This window comes from Breoghania corrubedonensis (assembly GCF_003053845.1).
GTDB lineage: Bacteria > Pseudomonadota > Alphaproteobacteria > Rhizobiales > Stappiaceae > Breoghania > Breoghania corrubedonensis.
In genome coordinates, this window is sequence record NZ_QAYG01000001.1 from 806,291 (window position 1) to 823,965 (window position 17,675).

Annotated in this window: 18 protein-coding genes; 8 read left to right on the forward strand and 10 right to left on the reverse strand. The window is 63.9% G+C overall.

Translation table 11 applies throughout. The features are described 5' to 3' along the window. Positions 1 to 24 precede the first annotated feature (24 nt). Positions 25 to 441 (reverse strand): DUF805 domain-containing protein, encoded by a 417-nt coding sequence (locus C8N35_RS03550; RefSeq protein WP_107988212.1) that lies wholly within the window; start codon positions 439 to 441, stop codon positions 25 to 27. A 115-nt stretch (positions 442 to 556) separates the two neighbouring features. After that, positions 557 to 1,408, reverse strand: coding sequence for a LysR family transcriptional regulator (locus tag C8N35_RS03555; RefSeq protein ID WP_170122010.1), 852 nt, complete (start codon positions 1,406 to 1,408; stop codon positions 557 to 559). Between the two features lie 142 nt (positions 1,409 to 1,550). Between C8N35_RS03555 and C8N35_RS03560 the strand changes: the two genes are divergently transcribed. Continuing rightward, the gene (locus tag C8N35_RS03560) at positions 1,551 to 2,120 is read left to right on the forward strand and encodes an isochorismatase family protein (protein ID WP_245926643.1); all 570 of its coding nucleotides are present in this window, start codon (positions 1,551 to 1,553) and stop codon (positions 2,118 to 2,120) included. A 119-nt stretch (positions 2,121 to 2,239) separates the two neighbouring features. On the opposite strand, the gene dapD is transcribed toward C8N35_RS03560, so the two are convergent. Continuing rightward, positions 2,240 to 3,094 (reverse strand): 2,3,4,5-tetrahydropyridine-2,6-dicarboxylate N-succinyltransferase, encoded by an 855-nt coding sequence (gene dapD, locus C8N35_RS03565; protein ID WP_107988215.1) that lies wholly within the window; start codon positions 3,092 to 3,094, stop codon positions 2,240 to 2,242. A gap of 224 nt (positions 3,095 to 3,318) precedes the next feature. Between dapD and C8N35_RS03570 the strand changes: the two genes are divergently transcribed. Continuing rightward, positions 3,319 to 4,224, forward strand: a complete 906-nt coding sequence (locus C8N35_RS03570) for a DMT family transporter (protein WP_107988216.1) — start codon at positions 3,319 to 3,321, stop codon at positions 4,222 to 4,224. Positions 4,225 to 4,254: 30 nt separating this feature from the next. Here C8N35_RS03570 and C8N35_RS03575 read toward each other — a convergent pair whose 3' ends face one another. The 5 genes from C8N35_RS03575 to C8N35_RS03595 form a co-directional block, all read right to left on the reverse strand. Further along, positions 4,255 to 5,415, reverse strand: coding sequence for a methyl-accepting chemotaxis protein (locus C8N35_RS03575; protein WP_107988217.1), 1,161 nt, complete (start codon positions 5,413 to 5,415; stop codon positions 4,255 to 4,257). A 50-nt stretch (positions 5,416 to 5,465) separates the two neighbouring features. Next, positions 5,466 to 6,020 carry a PAS domain-containing protein gene (locus tag C8N35_RS03580; protein WP_107988218.1) on the reverse strand — a complete coding sequence of 185 codons (555 nt, stop codon included), beginning with the start codon at positions 6,018 to 6,020 and terminating at the stop codon, positions 5,466 to 5,468. 421 nt (positions 6,021 to 6,441) lie between these two features. Continuing rightward, positions 6,442 to 6,969 carry a peptide deformylase gene (def, locus tag C8N35_RS03585; RefSeq protein ID WP_107988219.1) on the reverse strand — a complete coding sequence of 176 codons (528 nt, stop codon included), beginning with the start codon at positions 6,967 to 6,969 and terminating at the stop codon, positions 6,442 to 6,444. A 123-nt stretch (positions 6,970 to 7,092) separates the two neighbouring features. Further along, positions 7,093 to 8,952, reverse strand: a complete 1,860-nt coding sequence (gene ilvD, locus C8N35_RS03590) for a dihydroxy-acid dehydratase (RefSeq protein WP_107988220.1) — start codon at positions 8,950 to 8,952, stop codon at positions 7,093 to 7,095. 156 nt (positions 8,953 to 9,108) lie between these two features. Next, positions 9,109 to 9,798, reverse strand: a complete 690-nt coding sequence (locus C8N35_RS03595) for a hypothetical protein (RefSeq protein WP_107988221.1) — start codon at positions 9,796 to 9,798, stop codon at positions 9,109 to 9,111. Between the two features lie 669 nt (positions 9,799 to 10,467). On the opposite strand from C8N35_RS03595, the gene C8N35_RS03600 reads away from it, so the two are divergent. The 4 genes from C8N35_RS03600 to C8N35_RS03615 all read left to right on the forward strand — a co-directional run bounded on the left by C8N35_RS03600 (position 10,468) and on the right by C8N35_RS03615 (position 14,854). Further along, a complete protein-coding gene (locus C8N35_RS03600; protein ID WP_107988222.1) occupies positions 10,468 to 11,700 on the forward strand; it encodes a DNA recombination protein RmuC in 1,233 nt (410 codons plus the stop codon). Positions 11,701 to 11,908: 208 nt separating this feature from the next. Continuing rightward, entirely contained in the window at positions 11,909 to 13,261 is a 1,353-nt protein-coding gene (locus tag C8N35_RS03605; RefSeq protein WP_245926644.1) for an esterase-like activity of phytase family protein, read from the forward strand. Between the two features lie 163 nt (positions 13,262 to 13,424). Continuing rightward, positions 13,425 to 13,817, forward strand: a complete 393-nt coding sequence (locus C8N35_RS03610; protein WP_245926645.1) for an ArsR/SmtB family transcription factor — start codon at positions 13,425 to 13,427, stop codon at positions 13,815 to 13,817. Continuing rightward, positions 13,814 to 14,854, forward strand: coding sequence for a permease (locus C8N35_RS03615; RefSeq protein WP_210203375.1), 1,041 nt, complete (start codon positions 13,814 to 13,816; stop codon positions 14,852 to 14,854). The genes C8N35_RS03610 and C8N35_RS03615 overlap by 4 nt, the downstream gene beginning before the upstream one ends. A 5-nt stretch (positions 14,855 to 14,859) precedes the next feature. Here C8N35_RS03615 and C8N35_RS03620 read toward each other — a convergent pair whose 3' ends face one another. After that, positions 14,860 to 15,312: a MarR family winged helix-turn-helix transcriptional regulator gene (locus C8N35_RS03620; protein WP_245926708.1), complete on the reverse strand. Its 453-nt coding sequence runs from the start codon at positions 15,310 to 15,312 to the stop codon at positions 14,860 to 14,862. Between the two features lie 301 nt (positions 15,313 to 15,613). Here C8N35_RS03620 and C8N35_RS03625 point away from each other — a divergent pair, with 301 nt between their 5' ends. After that, complete coding sequence (locus tag C8N35_RS03625; RefSeq protein ID WP_107988225.1) at positions 15,614 to 16,042, forward strand: organic hydroperoxide resistance protein; 429 nt, start codon at positions 15,614 to 15,616, stop codon at positions 16,040 to 16,042. 147 nt (positions 16,043 to 16,189) lie between these two features. Next, on the forward strand, positions 16,190 to 17,146 hold the full coding sequence (locus C8N35_RS03630; RefSeq protein WP_107988226.1) for a 2-hydroxyacid dehydrogenase: 957 nt from the start codon (positions 16,190 to 16,192) through the stop codon (positions 17,144 to 17,146). Positions 17,147 to 17,192: 46 nt separating this feature from the next. Here C8N35_RS03630 and C8N35_RS03635 read toward each other — a convergent pair whose 3' ends face one another. Next, a complete protein-coding gene (locus tag C8N35_RS03635; protein WP_170122011.1) occupies positions 17,193 to 17,633 on the reverse strand; it encodes a MarR family winged helix-turn-helix transcriptional regulator in 441 nt (146 codons plus the stop codon). Positions 17,634 to 17,675 lie beyond the last annotated feature (42 nt).

Below are 17,675 nucleotides of genomic sequence, written 5' to 3' on the forward strand. Positions count from 1 at the left end.
AATGCGGGCGCGTCAACGGACAGATCAGGGCCGGTCGGGGCCAGGACCATAACGGTTCGCCCCCGGATCGCCGGGCACGAGCCCCATATAGAGGGCGAGCAGGATATTCGCCAAAGGCACCATCCAGATCAGCGCGACAAGGCCCGACCAGCCGTGATCGCGGCAGCGCTTGGCGATGAGCACCAGCGCGCACCACTCCAGCGGCAGCATCGCCACCAACACGCCGGCGCTTGCGTCGGTCATGCTCACCTGATCTATGGCGCCGTCACTGTTCATGTCGATGATCAGCGTCGCCTCCCACGCGCGCCCGAGCGCGAAGATGACGCACAGCACAGCGGCGAAAGCGAGCCAGTAGACATGGCGCGAGATGCGTCCGCCGGGGTGGAAGAACAGCCACAAAAGCTCCATCAGGCCGGCTGGTGTCGAACGCGGGTCGGTCATGGGTGGCGCTTTGTCCCGAAGGTGGATGCGACGGCACGCGGTGTGGACCTCGGCTCAGACCGTCGCTGGCATTCGTTACCTATTGTCGTTACCCGCCGGACTCAAGGGGCTTGTTTCACGACGCCTGCGTCAGGTAGCCGTTGGCCCCGCGCGCGCCGGTGACGATTTCGGCCAGCCAGTCGCATGCCGCACGTACCGCCGGACGCTTTTTCACGTCCTCATGGACGACGAGCCAGAGGGGGCGTTCGATGCTCACAGACGGGTCTATCACGCCGATCCCGCTCGATTGCGAGATCATCCACTCCGGCAACATGGCCCCGCCCATTCCAGCTTCCACCGCCACGCGCATCCCGGCCAGCGTCGCGATACGAGCGCGCGGTGATGCGCCGTCGAAATATTTCCTGACCGCGACGATTTCCGGCGCATGGTCGAGGTCGCGCTCATACGCGACATACCCTTCGGGCTTCGTTCCCACCCGGCCGGCGAGCAGGAAGCGGATACGCCCGAGGCGGCGCGCGACCAGCTTTCCGCGGGCGGGACGTTCCAGCCGGATGGCGATGTCCACCTCACGACGGGCAAGCGACGCGGTTTCGTTGGTTCCAATCAATTCGAGCACAAGGTTGGGATGACGCTGCGCGAAATGGGGAAGGTGCGGCGCGATCATGTGCTCGATGACGGAAAGAACGGACGTCACACGCACGATCCCATGCAACACCTCGGTGCTGCGGGAGGCATCGGCGAGCGCGTTTTCCATCGCCTCGGCGGCAATGGCGATGGCGCGACCGGCCGCATTGGCGACCAGCTTGCCGTCCATACGCCTGAAAAGCGTTGCGCCGGCCTCCCCTTCCACCGAGGCGAGACGACGCGCCACGGTTGTTTCATTGATGCCGAGACGGCGCGCCGCGCCTGCGATCGTGCCCGAACGTGAGACGGTGAGAACCAGATGATGATCGTTCCAGGTCAGCATTCCTGCATATTTGCAGGTTTGACCGGCGCATGCGAGGCGTTTCCGCGCCCTTCGACACATCCTATGGTGGCAAAAACCTGTCCAGCGCGAGCCCTTGAGTATGACTTCAAACCTTCAAGCCTCTCCCAAAACACTGCGTGAAATGGCCGGTGCCCCTGGCTGGAACCGCCCCAAACCAGGTGAGGCGGCGATCCTGCTGATCGACGCGCAGGAGGAATACCGTTCCGGTGCGCTGGCGCTCGGAGATGTGACATTGGCGCTGGAGGAAATCGCCCGTCTCAGACAGCATGGCGGCGAACTCGGCCTGCCCGTCTTTCACATCCGCCATGCCGGGACTGCGGGCGGACTGTTCGACCTGGACGCGCGCGGAGGGGCCTTTTGCGCGGAGGCCGAGCCGGTCGCTGGCGAGACGGTCATCGACAAGCGGCTGCCCAACGCCTTCGCCGGCACGCAACTTGCCAACCTGCTCGCCGAGAAGGATATCCGGCGGATCGTCGTGGCCGGTTTCATGACGCACATGTGCGTTTCGTCCACGGTGCGCGCGGCTCTGGATCTCGGGTTCGCGTCGGCGGTCGTGGCAAGCGCCTGCGCGACACGCTCCCTGCCGACCCATGACGGAGGGGTGGTCTTCTCGGCCGATGTACACCGGGCGGCCCTGGCCGCTCTCGCCGACCGTTTCGCCGATGTGCTGCCCGGAGCGGCGGCCGTGTGAAACGCAACACCCCGCACGCGAAAACGTGCGGGGTGTTCAATGTCGGCGACCTGGCGCTAGCTCTTCGGGGCATGAACGTGCCCATGCCCCAAGAGCGCGCCTCATCGCGATACCGTCACTCAGTCGCGCAGCAGGTCGTTGATCGATGTCTTTGAGCGGGTCTGCGCATCGACGCGTTTGACGATGACCGCGCAATAGAGGCCCGGGCCCGGCGTGCCGTCGGGCAGCGACTTGCCCGGCATGGAGCCCGACACGACCACCGAATAGGGCGGTACCTTGCCGATGTGGATCTCGCCGGTGGTGCGGTCGACGATCTTGGTGGAAGCGCCGATGAAGACGCCCATCGAGATCACGGCGCCCTCGCCGACAGTGACGCCTTCCACGATCTCCGAGCGCGCGCCAATGAAGCAATTGTCCTCGATGATGACGGGACCGGCCTGCAGCGGCTCCAGAACGCCGCCGATGCCGACGCCGCCGGACAGGTGCACGTTCTTGCCGATCTGGGCGCAGGAACCGACCGTCACCCAGGTATCCACCATCGTGCCGGCATCGACATAGGCGCCGAGATTGACGAAGGACGGCATCAGCACCACGCCGGGCGCAACATAGGCGGAGCGGCGCACGATGCAGTTCGGCACGGCGCGGAAACCCGCAGCCTCGAAGTCGAGAGCGCCCCAGCCCTCGAACTTGGACGGCACCTTGTCCCACCATGCGGCGTCGCCCGGTCCGCCCTTGATGACGGTCATCGCGTTGAGACGGAAGGACAGCAGAACCGCCTTTTTCAGCCACTGGTTGACGACCCAGTTGCCGTCGACCTTCTCCGCCACCCGCGCCTTGCCCTTGTCGAGCATGTCCAGCGCGGCTTCCACCGCATCGCGGATTTCACCGCTTGTCGAAGTGCCAATATTGGCACGGTCGTCGAAGGCGGTGTCGATGGTTGCCTGCAGCGCGGCAAGGTCGGGATGGGCGCTCATGAGTCGAAGAATCTCCGAAAAGGGCTTGGTGTATGGGCCAGCGCGGGAGAAAAGCCGTCGCGGACAGGGAAGTCAATACGGCAGTGGCGCGCGCAAGAGCGCGCACCGGCCACGCGGCAAGGCGTGCCCCAGGGGCATCGTGCTGGACGGGGCGACACCGGACATCGTAAAGGGAACGACCTTGCCTGTCCCGCCCAAGCTGTCCCTGCGCACGAGCACGCCCCATGGAATTGTGGATCCCGATAACGATCGCCGCGGCCTTTCTGCAGAACGTGCGTTCAGCGCTGCAGAAGCATCTCAAGGGACGGCTCGGCACCACCGGCGCGACCTTTGTGCGCTTCGGCTACGGCTTTCCCTTCGCCAGCGCCTATGTCGCCGTTCTGCATCTGGGGCTGGGGCATCCGCTTCCCGTCGCGAACATTCCCTTCGCGCTTGCCGGCATGGCGGGCGGACTGGCGCAGATCTTCGCGACCTTCCTGCTTGTCCACCTCTTCTCCTACCGCAACTTCGCGGTTGGAACCGCCTATTCCAAGACGGAACCGGTGCAGGCGGCGATCTTCGGGCTGGTGTTGCTGGGCGAAAGCGTGACGGCATCGGCCGTTCTGGCAATCGGGATCGGGGTCGTCGGCGTCATCGTCATCTCGATGGCGCGACAGCCGCTTTCCTGGCGGGCTGTTTCCGCATCGCTGGTTGGCCGGCCGGCCTTGATCGGACTTGCGTCGGCGGCTCTCTTCGGCGCATCCGCCACCTGCTATCGCGCCGCATCGCTGGCGCTGGGCGGTCCCGACTTCCTGATGAAGGCGGCTTTCACGCTCGGGTTCGTCACCGTCTTCCAGACCGCCGTGATGGCCCTTTACATGCGCAAGCGCGAGCCCGAGCAGCTGGCCGCAAGCCTCGCCCACTGGCGTATCGCGGTGTGGGTCGGGCTTGTCGGCGTTACCGCATCGGCCGGCTGGTTCACCGCGATGACGCTGCAGAAGGTCGCCTATGTGCGGATGCTGGCACAGATCGAGCTGGTCTTCACCTTCGCGGCCTCGGTGCTGATCTTCCGTGAAGCGATCAACCGCAAGGAGATCATCGGCTGCGTGCTGATCGTTGGCTCGATCGTGCTGTTGCTGGTGGCGCGGTAGGCGCGCGGCGCAAGGCCGCGCGACCGTACGTCAGCCAACCTTCTTCGCCGTCGCAAGGAAGGCGTTGAGGTCGGAGCGGATCTCCTGGAGATAGGTCACCTCTTCGGCCAGCGAGCCGGAGGCATGATGCACCTGGCCGCTGATCTCGCTCGTGCCTTCGCTGGCGGTGCGCAGCGCGCTGATGCCGGCGGTGATGCTGCCGGCCCCGCGCGCCGCCTCGTCCACGTTGCGCGCGATCTCGCCGGTGGCGGCGGTCTGCTGTTCCACCGCCGAGGCGATCGCGTTCGAGATCTCGCTCACCTTCTCGATCGATTCGCTGATCTCGGCATTGGCGACGACCGCATTTCCGGTCGCCGATTGCAGGGAAAAGATCTCGCCGTTGATCTCCTCCGTCGCCTTCGCCGTCTGCCCGGCGAGCGCCTTGACCTCCTGGGCGACGACGGCGAAGCCCTTGCCCATTTCGCCCGCGCGCGCCGCCTCGATCGTGGCGTTGAGTGCGAGCAGGTTCGTCTGCGCGGCGATGTCGTTGATGAGCTGGACCACGACGCCGATGCGCTGCGACATGTCCGAAAGACCATCGATCTCGCGGTTCATGGCCTTGGATTTCTCCACCGTGCCCTTGGCAATCTCCGCGGCGCTGATCACCTGGCGGTTGATCTCGCCGATGGATTCGGTGAGTTCGTCGGTGGTGCCGGCGACGTTGCGCATGTTCGCAGCCGCCTGCTCCGCGCCGGAGGAGACATCGAGCGAGCGTTCGCTGGCGGCGGCGCTTGCCCGCGCCATTTCTCCCGAGGCATCCTTCAGTTCGCTCGTCGCCTCGCCTATCCGTCCGACCGTCTCGTGCAGCCGCTTTTCCAGCCGCGAGGCCAGATCGCTGAACGTCTCGTGCCGGTCGCGGATCTTGTGGGTCGCTTCGTTGATACTGCGTGCGGCAGCGCTGAAGGAGCCGACCATGCCCTTTTCGGAAATCAGCCGGAAGTGCCTGTTCTGCCCGACATAGTCCAGGCACGTCTTGGATTCGCGCAGATAGGCATCCGTGCGGTCTATCAACAGGTTGATGGCATGCATCAATTCCGCAGCATCATCCTTGTCGTCGATGTTGAGAATGCGTGCCTCGAAATCCCCGTTCGCCACTTTCTTGCAGACTTCGGTGGCCTTGCGCAGCGATGCGCGTTTCGACCTGAAAAACATCGTTTCGTCCTGTCCTGACCCTCGCCCCAACTCCGACCCGTATCATGGTCTCAGGCCGCCTTGTCGCGCGCACCCGTGGCCACAAGCGAGGCGACGAATTCATCGTAGGGAAGTCCCGTTCCGGTGATCGTGTCGACCAGCATGCGGTAGCCGGCGGCAAGCTGCTTCTTGCCGTTGACATGGCGCGCCTCTTCCTCGCAAAGCGCGCGGTAGAGCGGAATGATGGGGTTCTCCAAAACATGCCGATCCGGCACCCGGCGGTTGGAGTGGTAACCGATCATGTTGCCGGCATCGTCGTAGCTGGGGGTGACATGGGCATAGACCCAGTAATGGTCGCCATTCTTCGCCCGGTTGATCACGTAGGCGAAGATCTCCTGGCCCGCCTCGATCGTGTCCCAAAGGAATTTGAACACCGCGCGCGGCATATCCGGATGGCGAATGATACTGTGCGGCTGCCCAAGAATTTCGGCCTCCGTGTATCCCGCCACATGCAAAAATGTCCGGTTGGCGTACGTTATACGCCCCTTGAGGTCCGTCTTGCTGACAATAACGTCATCTTCTTCAAAGAAACGCTCAACACCAGTCAGCGGCCGAGACTTACTCATCCTCTCAACCCCGCATCCATATTCTGATCAGAAAATCAAAGCGCACGAGCCATTTGCATGCCATCAAACAGCTTCGCCGCCTTGCGTAAATTTAGACTGAATGGATAAATAGCGATGATTACCTAACGCAAAATGACCAAATTGCAGTTTATGACAATTCGCATAAACAATACTACCCTTTGGGAACGTTCCCTTAAGTAATGCCCGTCATGCGTGTATTGATCTGAAAGCGGAGACGGAGGCCAGGCGCTCTCCGCCAAGCCGCGGTATCGCGCGCGCCTTTCGTGCCGACACGCGCGAAGCGCGGCAAGCCGATCGTCGCAGGTGGAGAAAAGGGCGGCCGGTTGCCGGCCGCCAGTCCTGTCAGGCGTCCGATCAGGCACCAGTCCGAGCTCGATCACGGGCCCCGTTCAGGGGCGGCTCAGGCGCTCGCGCGCTGCTTGTCGTAGCGCGCCTGCTTGGTGAACTTCTTCACCACGCGCTCGCGTTTCAGCCTGGAAATATGGTCGATGAACAGCACGCCGTTGAGATGATCGATCTCGTGCTGCAGGCAGGTGGCGAGCAGCCCCTCGGCCTCCATCTCGCATTCATTGCCGTCGCGATCGAGGAACTTCACGCGCACCTTGGCGGGACGCTCCACGTCCTCGTAGTACTCAGGGATCGAAAGGCAGCCTTCCTGATAGACGGACTTATCCTCCGACGACCAGATGATTTCCGGATTGATAAAGACCCGTGGATCCTTGGGCTGTTCGTCCTTTGCGACATCCAGCACCAGCAGCCGTTTCGGGATGGCGATCTGGATCGCGGCCAGGCCGATGCCCGGCGCTGCATACATGGTCTCAAGCATGTCATCGGCAAGCTGGCGGATGTCTCCGTCAACCTTTTCGACCGGCTTGGAAACCTGACGCAGCATGGCGTCGGGGAGGATGATGATGTCGCGTTTGGCCATGGACCATGAGATAGGAAATCGGAAGGCTGCGGTCAATCTCGGAGAATGCCGATCAACGGCGGAAACCGGGGCAGGACTGCCCCGGTTTCGGAATCTTCTTCGAAAACGTGCTCAGGATCGCCCTCAGCGCCGCTCGACCTGGCTGACGTCGCGCACCGCGCCGCGGGCAGCCGAAGTCGCGAGCGCAGCATAGGCCTTCAGCGCCGAAGAAACCTTGCGGGAGCGCGGCTTGGCCGGCTTCCAGGCATCCTTGCCCTTTGCCTCCATCGCGGTACGGCGCGCGGCCAGAACCTCGTCGGAGACCGCCAGATGAATGGTGCGGTTGGGGATATCGATCTCGATCGTGTCGCCCTCCTCCACCAGGCCCACGGTGCCGCCTTCTGCCGCTTCCGGCGAGACGTGGCCGATGGAGAGCCCCGAGGAGCCGCCGGAAAAGCGGCCGTCGGTGACGAGCGCGCAGGCTTTGCCCAGCCCCTTCGATTTCAGATAGCTGGTCGGGTAGAGCATTTCCTGCATGCCCGGGCCGCCCTTGGGGCCTTCGTAGCGGATCAGGACGATATCGCCGGGCTTGATCTTGCCGGTGAGAATGTCGCTCACCGCCTGATCCTGGCTCTCGCTGATGCGGGCCGGACCGGTGAATTTCAGGATGCTCTCATCGACGCCGGACGTCTTCACGATGCAGCCGTCCTCGGCGAGGTTGCCGTAGAGTACGGCGAGGCCGCCGTCCTTGGAGAAGGCGTGATCGTAGGCGCGGATGATACCGGACGTTCGGTCGGTGTCGACGTCATCGAACCGGCGATCCTGACTGAAGGCGACCTGCGTCGGCACGCCACCGGGGGCCGCGCGGAAGAACTCATGCACCGACTGGCTGTTGGTGCGCATCACGTCCCAGCGATCGAGCGCATCACCCATGGTCGCGGCGTGAATGGTGGGGACCGTATTGTCGATCAGCCCGGCGCGGTCGAGCTCGCCGACGATGCCCATGATGCCGCCGGCGTTGTGGACGTCTTCCACATGCACGTTGGCGACCGAGGGTGCGACCTTGCACAGCACCGGCACGCGGCGCGACAGGCGGTCGATGTCGGACATCGTGAAATCGACCTCGCCCTCCTGCGCGGCGGCGAGAAGGTGCAGTACGGTGTTGGTGGAGCCGCCCATGGCGATATCGAGCGACATGGCGTTCTCGAAGGCCGGCACGGTGGCGATGGAGCGCGGCAGCACGCTCTCGTCGTCCTGCTCGTAGTAGCGGCGCGCCAGATCGACGATCAGGTGTCCGGCCTCGACGAAGAGGCGCTTGCGGTCGGCGTGGGTGGCGAGCGTCGTGCCGTTGCCGGGAAGTGCCAGGCCCAGCGCTTCGGTCAGGCAGTTCATCGAATTGGCCGTGAACATGCCCGAGCAGGAGCCGCAGGTGGGGCAGGCGTTCTGCTCGTAGGTCATCACGTCGGCGTCCGACACATTGTCGTCGGCCGCGACGATCATCGCATCGATCAGGTCGACGGATTTCGCCTCACCGTTTTCCAGAACGACCTTGCCGGCCTCCATCGGGCCGCCGGAGACGAACACGACCGGAATGTTGAGCCGCATGGCGGCCATCAGCATGCCCGGGGTGATCTTGTCGCAATTGGAAATGCACACCAGCGCATCGGCGCAATGGGCGTTGACCATGTACTCCACGCTGTCGGCGATGATCTCGCGCGAGGGCAGCGAATAGAGCATGCCGTCATGGCCCATGGCGATGCCGTCATCGACCGCGATGGTGTTGAATTCCTTGGCGATGCCGCCGGCCTTCTCGACCTCGCGGGCGACAAGCTGGCCCATGTCCTTCAGGTGCACGTGACCGGGCACGAACTGGGTGAAGGAATTGGCGATGGCGATGATGGGCTTGCCGAAATCACCGTCCTTCATGCCGGTGGCGCGCCAAAGGCCGCGCGCGCCGGCCATGTTGCGGCCATGCGTGGAAGTGCGGGAACGATACGGGGGCATGAGCGAACCTCGGCAAGTCTTGTTGGTTTGGCGGCTGGCTGTTTCCGGCGCCCTTTTTCGCAGCTTTTCGGGGCACAAGAAAGGCCACAGAGGGCGAAAGCGGTACGCATGGGTGCGGATGCAACGGCATAAGCCAGCCGGGGCTGGAATACTTGATCAGCGGATCCAGGCGAAGAATTTGAACCAGAGGCCCGCTTCCCTCAGCCAATAGGGGACCTGCAAGACCCAGGGCACGGCGCAGACCACGAGGACGGCGCGCCGTGCGATGAGCGAGGGAAACCTGTTCAGGAGAAAGCCAACCAGTGTCGGCAACACCAGCATAAGCGCGACTGCAAGCAGAGTTGCTGCGCCGACTGAAACAGCCCTTGCGGGGACTGTGGGATATTCCGCCGCCCGACTGCCCGTGACGAGGGCTACCCATGTGATGATCGGAGAAAAAAGCAGGACGGCCCAAGTGACGACGACCCACATGACCTGCCATCCCAAGGACATTCGCCCAGCCTTCGGGGCAGAGGCGAACAACCCGACCGCCAACAGGACGAGGATCATCGCCGTGGCGCCAATCTCGACCAGGGCGCGCACCCGATAGAACCAGTCGGGTGGCATCATGTTGTATTCGTAGACGCCCACCATGTAGCCGAACGCGACCATGGAAAGGCCCAGAGCAACGAGCGTTGCGAGCAAGGCCCTCGCAGACAGCAACCGCGCGGCGACCATGAAGGGAAGAAAACCGAGGAGTGCCAAATTCAGTGGGCCTGAGGTCGCGAGCATCTCGCCGTGCGTGAACCGCCCCAGGCTCGTCAGGAACTGCCATTGGCTGAAAAAGAAGATCGAAAGGTATTCCACCTGGTGCCCCCCGGCATTCGTTGATGCATGAGCCTTGCGGCCGGCGGCACCCTATAAGCACGACGACGCGAATGTCTTCTACCCAGTCTGCGCTGCACAAGCGTTTTTCGAATTCACCTCGCCCTTGCTGACTTCGACCGGCAATCCGTGCTGCGATGATGCGATACAGTAAAATGCGAGACTGAGGCTGGAAAAAACGCCGGACATGCCGGGCCAGCGGCATGTCGGGGCACATACCCCTCGCGCAGTGTCATCTCCGCGCAGGCGGGGATCCAGCATTCCAGAGACGCTGCGTCCCTTGCCTCATCGCTCAATCCTGTGGCTGCTGGATTCCCGCCTGCGCGGGAATGACATCGAATGTGGGGCCGATTTGACCGGAATTTCGGCCACGCCACGTTTGCGCCAATCCCGGCAACGTCATCCCGACAGCGTCATCCCGGACGCGATGCCGCGCGAAGTGCCGCTTCGCAGATCCGGGATCCCCCCTCGGCGTCTGCCGCTCGAGATCCCGGTTCTGCGCAGCAACGTTTCACGTTGCAACGCGCCCGGGATGACGCCGGAGAGTGTTGTATTCGGGACTTGCTGCCACTTGGCGCAACGCCCCACGCCCGATAGCTCCAGCAAAAGTCTCGCCATCGCTTCCGCCCCGAATCGTTCTATGTTTGTTTCATGGATTTCTCGGCCCCGCTCTTTCCGTTTTCGGGACGCTGGATCACGCTTGGCGAGGCGATGGTCGCGGGCGGGGCGTGCCTGCTTGTCCTGTTGTTCATGATCGTGCTGCGGCAGTCCGGCGCGCGCCGGCGGGCGGAGCGGGCAGCCCACCATCATGCCCGCGAACTGGAAGCGCGCATCGATGCCCTGCTGACCACCCAGGCCGAGATGACGGGGCGGATGAAGACCATGTCCGAGCATCTGGGCCAGCGCCAGTCGGACCTGATGCGCTCGCTCAATGAGCGGCTCGACGGGTTCGGGCACAAGCTCGGCCAGTCGATGGCGCAAAGCTCGCAGACGACCCAGGCGAGCCTCTCCCACCTGCACGAGCGGCTCGGTATCATCGACCGGGCGCAGAAGACCATCACGGATTTGTCCGGACAGGTCGACGCCTTGCAGCAGATCCTGTCGAACAAGCAGGCGCGCGGCGCCTTCGGGCAGGGGCGGATGGAGGCGATCATCCAGGATGCGCTGCCCGACACCGGCTATGCCTTCCAGGCGACGCTTTCGACCGGCTCGCGGCCGGACTGCCTGATCTTCATGCCGAATGGCGCAGCCCCGCTGGTCATCGACGCGAAATTTCCGCTGGAGGCCTTCAACCGCATCCGCGACGAGGACGACGATCCGAAAGCCGCCGCCCAGCAGTTCCGCCGCGATGTCGCCAAACACGTGCTCGACATCCGCGAGCGTTACCTGCTGGCGGGCGAGACCCAGGACACGGCCTTCATGTTCGTGCCCTCCGAATCGCTGTTTGCGGAGCTGCACGAGAATTTTTCCGACATCGTGCAGAAGGCCAACCGGGCGCGCGTCGTCATCGTCTCGCCGTCGCTCCTCATGCTGTCGATCCAGGTGATCCAGTCCATCCTGCGCGACCAGCGCATGCGCGAGCAGGCCCACGTCATCCAGGCGGAGGTGCGTCACCTGATGGAGGACGTGACCCGGCTCGACGAGCGGGTGGCGAAACTACAGCAGCGCCACGGCCAGACGGGCGAGGCGATTGGCCAGATCCTGACGACGACGGGCAAGATCACACGACGTGGCGAACGCATCGACGCGCTGGATCTCGATGAGGAAGACGAGGCGCGGCGGGACGTGGCGAAGGTGGCGCGCGACGTCGCGCAGGACGATGTGGAGGGAGACGGCGATGTTCTGCCGATCCAGCTGCGCCGGTCGGAGCCGGGGGGCACCTGAAGATCGGGGGTGCGGGGCGTTGCGTCCGTGGCCTGGACTGCCATCGAAATGGCACCCGCATGGCAGCTATCCCCCAAGGTTAGCCGCCTTTGTAATCTTCCCATCACACGGCATCACTACACATCGCATCGGCCGCGCGGCGCCCTCCTCTCGGGCAGTGCCGGGCGACACCCACCTGCCTCAACAGTCAAATCTCGGGGATGCGACGATGCGAAAATTCCTGGCCGCAGGCCTTCTGCTTTCCACCGCCCTAGCCACATCGATAGCCGCGACGGCGCCCGCCACCGCCGACGACGGCAAGGCCTTCGAGGCCGTTCTCGCCGGCCACGCGATACTACCAGCGAAGACGCTCATTCCGGCCCCCGCCGATGCGCCCGAAAGCCTCAAGGTTTCCGGCAAATACACCGGAAAGACGCCCGCGCGCATTTCCGCCAAGCCCACCGATGGCGACGCGCTGCCCTTCAACGGCCAGCCGGTGCAGGGTTTCTCCGGCATCAAGACGCTTGGAGACGGCACCTATTTCGTCGGCACCGACAACGGTTTCGGCAAGAAGGTCAATTCGCCCGACGCCATGCTGATGGTCCACACCATCAAGCCGGACTTCGCGAACGGCACCATCGAGATGGTGAAGACCACCTTCATCTCCGATCCCGACAAGGTCATCCCCTTCGTAATCGTCAATGAAGGCTCCGAGACACGCTATCTCACCGGCGCCGATCTCGACATCGAGGGCTTCCAGCCGATCGGCGACAAGATCTATATCGGCGATGAGTTCGGCCCGTTCGTCATCGCGGTCGATGCGGCGACCGGCAAGGTCACCGACTTCTTCGAAACCGAAGTCAACGGCAAGACTGTCCGTTCGCCGGACAATTACGCCGTCCAGCTTCCCAATCCGGATGGCAAGCGCCCCGACTACAACCTGGAACGCTCCAAGGGCTTCGAGGGCTTTGCCTCCTCCATGGACGGGACGAAGCTCTACGGCCTCCTGGAAGGCCCGCTGTGGGACAAGAGCGAAGGCGCCTATGAGAATGTCGGCGGCGTCGATGCCTCGCGCATCGTCGAGTTCGATGTGGCCAAAGGCGCGTGGACCGGCCGGTCCTGGCTCTATCCGTTTGCCGCCAACAATCACGCCATCGGCGATTTCAACATGATCGACGAGAGCCGCGGCCTGGTGATCGAACGCGACAACGGTCAGGGCGACGCGGAGCTTGCCTGCAAGGACGGCGCGAGCGAAGGCTGCTTCAAGGAGCCGGCGAAGTTCAAGCGCATCTACATGATCTCGTTTGCGGGCGTGGAGGCGAACCAGCCGGTGAAGAAGGTCGGCTACATCGACCTGATGGACATCAATGATCCGGACGGCCTCGCCCGCCTCGGCAAGCGCGAGGATGGCCGCTTCACGTTCCCCTTCGTGACGATCGAGAATGTCGACAAGGTCGATGACGAAACCATCATTGTCGGCAACGACAACAACTTCCCCTTCTCCAAAGGCCGCGATGTTGTTGCCGTCGACAACAACGAGATGGTGATCCTGAAGGTCGGCGAGTTCCTGAAGGCACGCTGATCAGAAGCCGGAGCGCCGAGGGGATCCGTCGGCGCTCCGCGCATATCCGGGCGGCGTGAGACGAAGCCGACCGCCGATCGGGAAACCCGGGGCAGTCGGCGCTGCCGGCGGGCCGCTCCGTTTGTTCTCCTTCCCGCCGACCTCCCCCTCCCCAATCCGGCACTTGGCCGTTGACAACCGCGGATATAACCATAAACCTGGTTATATGGTTTGTTCAGATCCGAAACTTGCTATCGAGGAAGCCGCGCAGGGGTTCGCCGCGATCGGCTCGGAGGCACGGCTGCAGGTCATGCTCACGCTGGTCCGGGCCGGACGCTGCGGGCTGAGCGTCGGCGACATTCAGGCGCGGACCGGCATGGCGGCATCAACGCTGGCGCATCACCTGCGTTTTCTCGCCGCCGCAGGCCTGATCGAGCAGGAAAAGGTGGGGCGATCCGTCATTAACCGGGCCGCGTTTCCCCGTCTGGAGTCCCTGGCCGGCTACATCCTCAGTCAATGTTGCGCCGACATCGTGCCCCCGCTGGCGCTGGCGGAAAAAGAGGCAGCAGACGCATGACCGTGATCGCCCGCACGCAGCCCTCGCCGTTTGTCCGGATGAAGCCGTGGCTGACCTCGCCGTGGATGTTCATCGCGCTCTGCCTTGCGGCCGTTCTGGTTCTCGACCCCGCCCGTTTCAACGAAGTCGGCACGATCGCGGCCGGCTCGTTCATTCGTACACTCGGCTACATCGCGCTCGCCGCACTGATGGTCGCCTGGCTGAAAGCGGCGGGTGCGGAAACGATCATCGCGGAAGCGTTCAAGGGGCGCGAAGTGCGGATGATCGTGCTGGCGGCCCTCTTCGGCGGGCTCGCGCCTTTCTGCTCCTGCCAGGTCATCCCGTTCATTGCCGGACTGCTCGCTCTCGGCGCGCCGCTTCCCGCGGTCATGGCGTTCTGGCTCGCATCGCCCCTGGTCGATCCGGCGACCTTGCTGATCACGGCTGCCGCGCTCGGCTGGCCGATGGCCATCGCCAAGGCACTGTCTGCGGTCATCCTCGGGCTTTTCGGCGGCTTCGGACTCAAAACGATGATGAGCGCGGGGCTTTTCCGCAACGCGCTGCGCCCGCAGGCCGCTCCCGCCAGCTGTTGCTGCAAGTCGGAACAGCCACTATCGGGCAGGCCTCACTGGCGGTTCTGGGGCGAGCCGGCACGACGCGAAGCGTTCCGGAGCGAACTCATCCGCAATTCCGCCTTTCTCATCAAATGGCTGGCGCTGGCCTACGTTCTGGAGGCGCTGCTGATCACCTATATACCGGCCGATGCAGTGGCCGGGTTCGTCGGCGGCAGCGGCGTGACGGCAATCGCCACGGCGGCGATCATCGGCATGCCGGCCTATCTCAACGGCTACGTGGCGCCGCCGCTGGTTGCGGGCCTGGTTGCGCAAGGCATGAGCCAGGGCGCGGCCCTCGCCTTCATGATCGCGGGTGCCGTGAGCTGCATTCCCGCCATGGCCGCGATCTGGTCGCTGGTGCGCCGCGACGTCTTTTTCGCCTATATCGGCTTCGGTCTCGTGGGCTCGGTTCTCGCCGGGATGGCGTTTGAAGTCGTGATGTGAAAGCCTCAGCGGCCATCACCGGGTTCGCCGTGATCCTGCGCATAGGCTGTCAGGCCCTTTCGCAGCCGCTCAAGACCCGCTTTCAACGCCACCAGTTCCGCAAGCCCCATTCCCGTCGCTTCGAAAACACAGGCGGGAATTCCGCCCGCCGCATCACGCAAGGCATGCCCCTTTTCGGTGAGGCTCACACGGACGACGCGTTCGTCCCTGGTGTCCCGGCGCCTGACGAGAAGGCCCGCCGTTTCCAACCGCTTCACCAGAGGCGTCAGGGTGGAAGATTCCAGCCCGAGCGCGCCTCCCAGGCTGCCGATCGTGCGATCGTCCCCTTCCCACAGCGCGGCCATCACCAGAAATTGGGGATAGGTCAGGCCAAGCTCGTCGAGCAGAGGCTTGTAGACACGATTGAAGGCGTGACCGGTCGCGTAGACGGAAAAGCAGAGGAAGTTGTCCAGCCGCAGCAGATCCGCCGACGAGGGCTCGGAACTCGCATCCGGCGCCGGCGTTTTCGTGGCGCACTCTGTCGCCGTCTTGTCGTGTCTTGTCATAATGGCCTCACCTTCCCACCCTAGATAAATCGCGCACGATTTAATCGCAAGGCTTGACAAAAATCGAAAACGGTCCATTTACATCGTACACGATCTAATCGTGAACGATTTTTTAAGCCAGAAATCAAATACCTCACTCGCACGAGCGGGGAACCGGAAACTCTACAACCGGGCTCGCCCGTATGCGCCCGGTTCGACAGGAAAGGACAACGTCATGTCGCTGAACGTAATGTACCGCACCGCATCCAAAGCCACCGGTGGCCGCGATGGTTCCGCAAAAAGCCTGGATGGCTCGCTCGAGGTGAAGCTCGTCACGCCGAAGGAACTTGGCGGCGCGGGTGGCGAGGGCACCAATCCCGAGCAGCTCTTTGCCACCGGCTACGCGGCCTGCTTCCTTTCGGCGCTGAAGTTGATGGCGGGACAGGCCAAGGTGAAGCTGCCGCCGGAAACCGCGATCACGGCAACTGTCGGCATCGGCCAGCGCTCTGAGGGCGGATTCGGGCTGGAAGTCGCGCTTTCGGCATCCGCCCCGGGTCTCGACAAGGCGACGCTGGAAGAACTCGTCGCAAAGGCGCACGAGGTCTGCCCCTATTCCAACGCCACACGCGGCAATATCGACGTCTCGCTCTCTGTCGTGGAGTAACGTCACCGCCCTCGCTGACCGCCCGCAATGGTCTTTCGATCCCCGCGGGCGGTTGGCAGCCGCCGCCGTCCGGCCTAGATTGTCCGCCCGCCCGCATGCCCGGTCCAGTCAGGACCGGGCCGTTTTCTTCGAACGACGGACAGACAAATGGCACTTCTGATTGCCGTGCACGGTTGGGACAGCGAAAGCTGGTCCTCCCGCTTCTCCAACCTTTTGCCCGGCCACGACGTCCGCTGCCACCCCGAAACGACGGGGAATCCGGCCGAAATCCGTTATCTGCTCGCCTGGAAGCCGGATAGCGACCTGCTCGCCTCACTCACCAATCTGGAAGTCATCTTCTCGCTCGGCGCCGGGGTCGATCATCTGTTGCAGACCCCCGACCTGCCGGATGTACCGATCGTGCGGATCGTCGATCCCGATCTCACCATGCGCATGAGCGAATGGATCGTGCTGCAGGTCTTGCTGCATCATCGCAAGCACCGAACCTACCACGCGCAACAACACCAGCGGCTGTGGCAGCCCCACGACCAGCCGGCGGCAAGCGCGGTGCGGGTCGGCATCATGGGGCTCGGCGTACTGGGCAGGGATGCCGCGACACACCTGTCACGTCTCGGTTTTCAGGTCGCCGGCTGGAGCCGGTCGCCCAAGGAAATCGACGGCATCCGTTCCTTCAGCGGCGCGGACGGGCTTGACGATATGCTCAAGCGCACCGACATCCTGGTCAATCTGCTGCCGCTGACGCAGGACACGCGCGGGCTCATCGACTACAGACTGCTCTCGAAGCTCTCCACCGACGGCAAGCGCCACCCGGGTTGCGATGCTCCGGTGCTCGTCAACGCCGGCCGTGGCGCATCGCAGGTGGAGGCAGATATCGTGCGCGCGCTCGATGACGGCACGCTGGCCGCCTGCTCTCTCGATGTTTTCGAGACCGAGCCGCTTCCCGCCCCCTCTCCTTTGTGGACGCATCCAAAGGTCTACGCGACGCCGCACGTGGCGGCCGACTCTGATCCGCAGACGCTGTCTCACTACGTGGCCGAGCGCATCCAGGCGTTCGAGGCCGGCGAAGGCCTCATCAACGTGGTCGATCGTGCGACCGGGTACTGAGCGTCGCGCATGATGAAGCGATAGCCGACTTGCCAGAAGCCGCGCCCTATTCGGCCGCCACATTCGCGGCGCGCGCGGCTTTTTCCGCCTCGCCCAGCAGCTCCCACAGCAGGGCCAGACGCTCGCCGCCCATGGCCTTGGCGATGGCGGTCTCGGTACGGCGCCAGCCGCGCCAGGCGTCGCGGAAGACCTTGCGCCCCGCTTCGGTGACCACATGGCGCTGGAGGCGGGCGTCGTCGGCCTTTTGCACGGCCACCCAGCCAAGCCCCTCCATGCGATCGAGCGTGCGTGTCATCGTGGTCCGATCGGTGCCAAGCCGTTTGGCCAGGGCACTGATGCCCAACCCGCCGAGCCGCTCAAGTTCCGCGAAGACCGCGAACTGGACGATCGAGACGCCGGTATCGGCCAGCGCCGCCTCGTAGAGACGCGACAGACGGCGGTCGGCCCGGCGCAGGCGATAGCAGGTGCAGTTGAGATCGTCGCTCATCGCGAAGTGGCCCATTTATGTGCCGTTACACATGGACACTAG

What these genes read in the sequence shown, in the direction of transcription:
- C8N35_RS03630 (WP_107988226.1), top strand. Translation starts at nt 16,190, where the DNA reads ATGGCACTTCTGATTGCCGTGCACGGTTGGGACAGCGAAAGCTGGTCC.
- C8N35_RS03560 (WP_245926643.1), top strand. Translation starts at nt 1,551, where the DNA reads ATGGCCGGTGCCCCTGGCTGGAACCGCCCCAAACCAGGTGAGGCGGCG.
- ilvD (WP_107988220.1), bottom strand. Translation starts at nt 8,952, where the DNA reads ATGCCCCCGTATCGTTCCCGCACTTCCACGCATGGCCGCAACATGGCC.
- C8N35_RS03575 (WP_107988217.1), bottom strand. Translation starts at nt 5,415, where the DNA reads ATGTTTTTCAGGTCGAAACGCGCATCGCTGCGCAAGGCCACCGAAGTC.
- C8N35_RS03555 (WP_170122010.1), bottom strand. Translation starts at nt 1,408, where the DNA reads ATGCTGACCTGGAACGATCATCATCTGGTTCTCACCGTCTCACGTTCG.
- C8N35_RS03550 (WP_107988212.1), bottom strand. Translation starts at nt 441, where the DNA reads ATGACCGACCCGCGTTCGACACCAGCCGGCCTGATGGAGCTTTTGTGG.
- C8N35_RS03625 (WP_107988225.1), top strand. Translation starts at nt 15,614, where the DNA reads ATGTCGCTGAACGTAATGTACCGCACCGCATCCAAAGCCACCGGTGGC.
- C8N35_RS03635 (WP_170122011.1), bottom strand. Translation starts at nt 17,633, where the DNA reads ATGAGCGACGATCTCAACTGCACCTGCTATCGCCTGCGCCGGGCCGAC.
- C8N35_RS03615 (WP_210203375.1), top strand. Translation starts at nt 13,814, where the DNA reads ATGACCGTGATCGCCCGCACGCAGCCCTCGCCGTTTGTCCGGATGAAG.
- C8N35_RS03605 (WP_245926644.1), top strand. Translation starts at nt 11,909, where the DNA reads ATGCGAAAATTCCTGGCCGCAGGCCTTCTGCTTTCCACCGCCCTAGCC.
- C8N35_RS03570 (WP_107988216.1), top strand. Translation starts at nt 3,319, where the DNA reads ATGGAATTGTGGATCCCGATAACGATCGCCGCGGCCTTTCTGCAGAAC.
- C8N35_RS03600 (WP_107988222.1), top strand. Translation starts at nt 10,468, where the DNA reads ATGGATTTCTCGGCCCCGCTCTTTCCGTTTTCGGGACGCTGGATCACG.
- C8N35_RS03580 (WP_107988218.1), bottom strand. Translation starts at nt 6,020, where the DNA reads ATGAGTAAGTCTCGGCCGCTGACTGGTGTTGAGCGTTTCTTTGAAGAA.
- def (WP_107988219.1), bottom strand. Translation starts at nt 6,969, where the DNA reads ATGGCCAAACGCGACATCATCATCCTCCCCGACGCCATGCTGCGTCAG.
- dapD (WP_107988215.1), bottom strand. Translation starts at nt 3,094, where the DNA reads ATGAGCGCCCATCCCGACCTTGCCGCGCTGCAGGCAACCATCGACACC.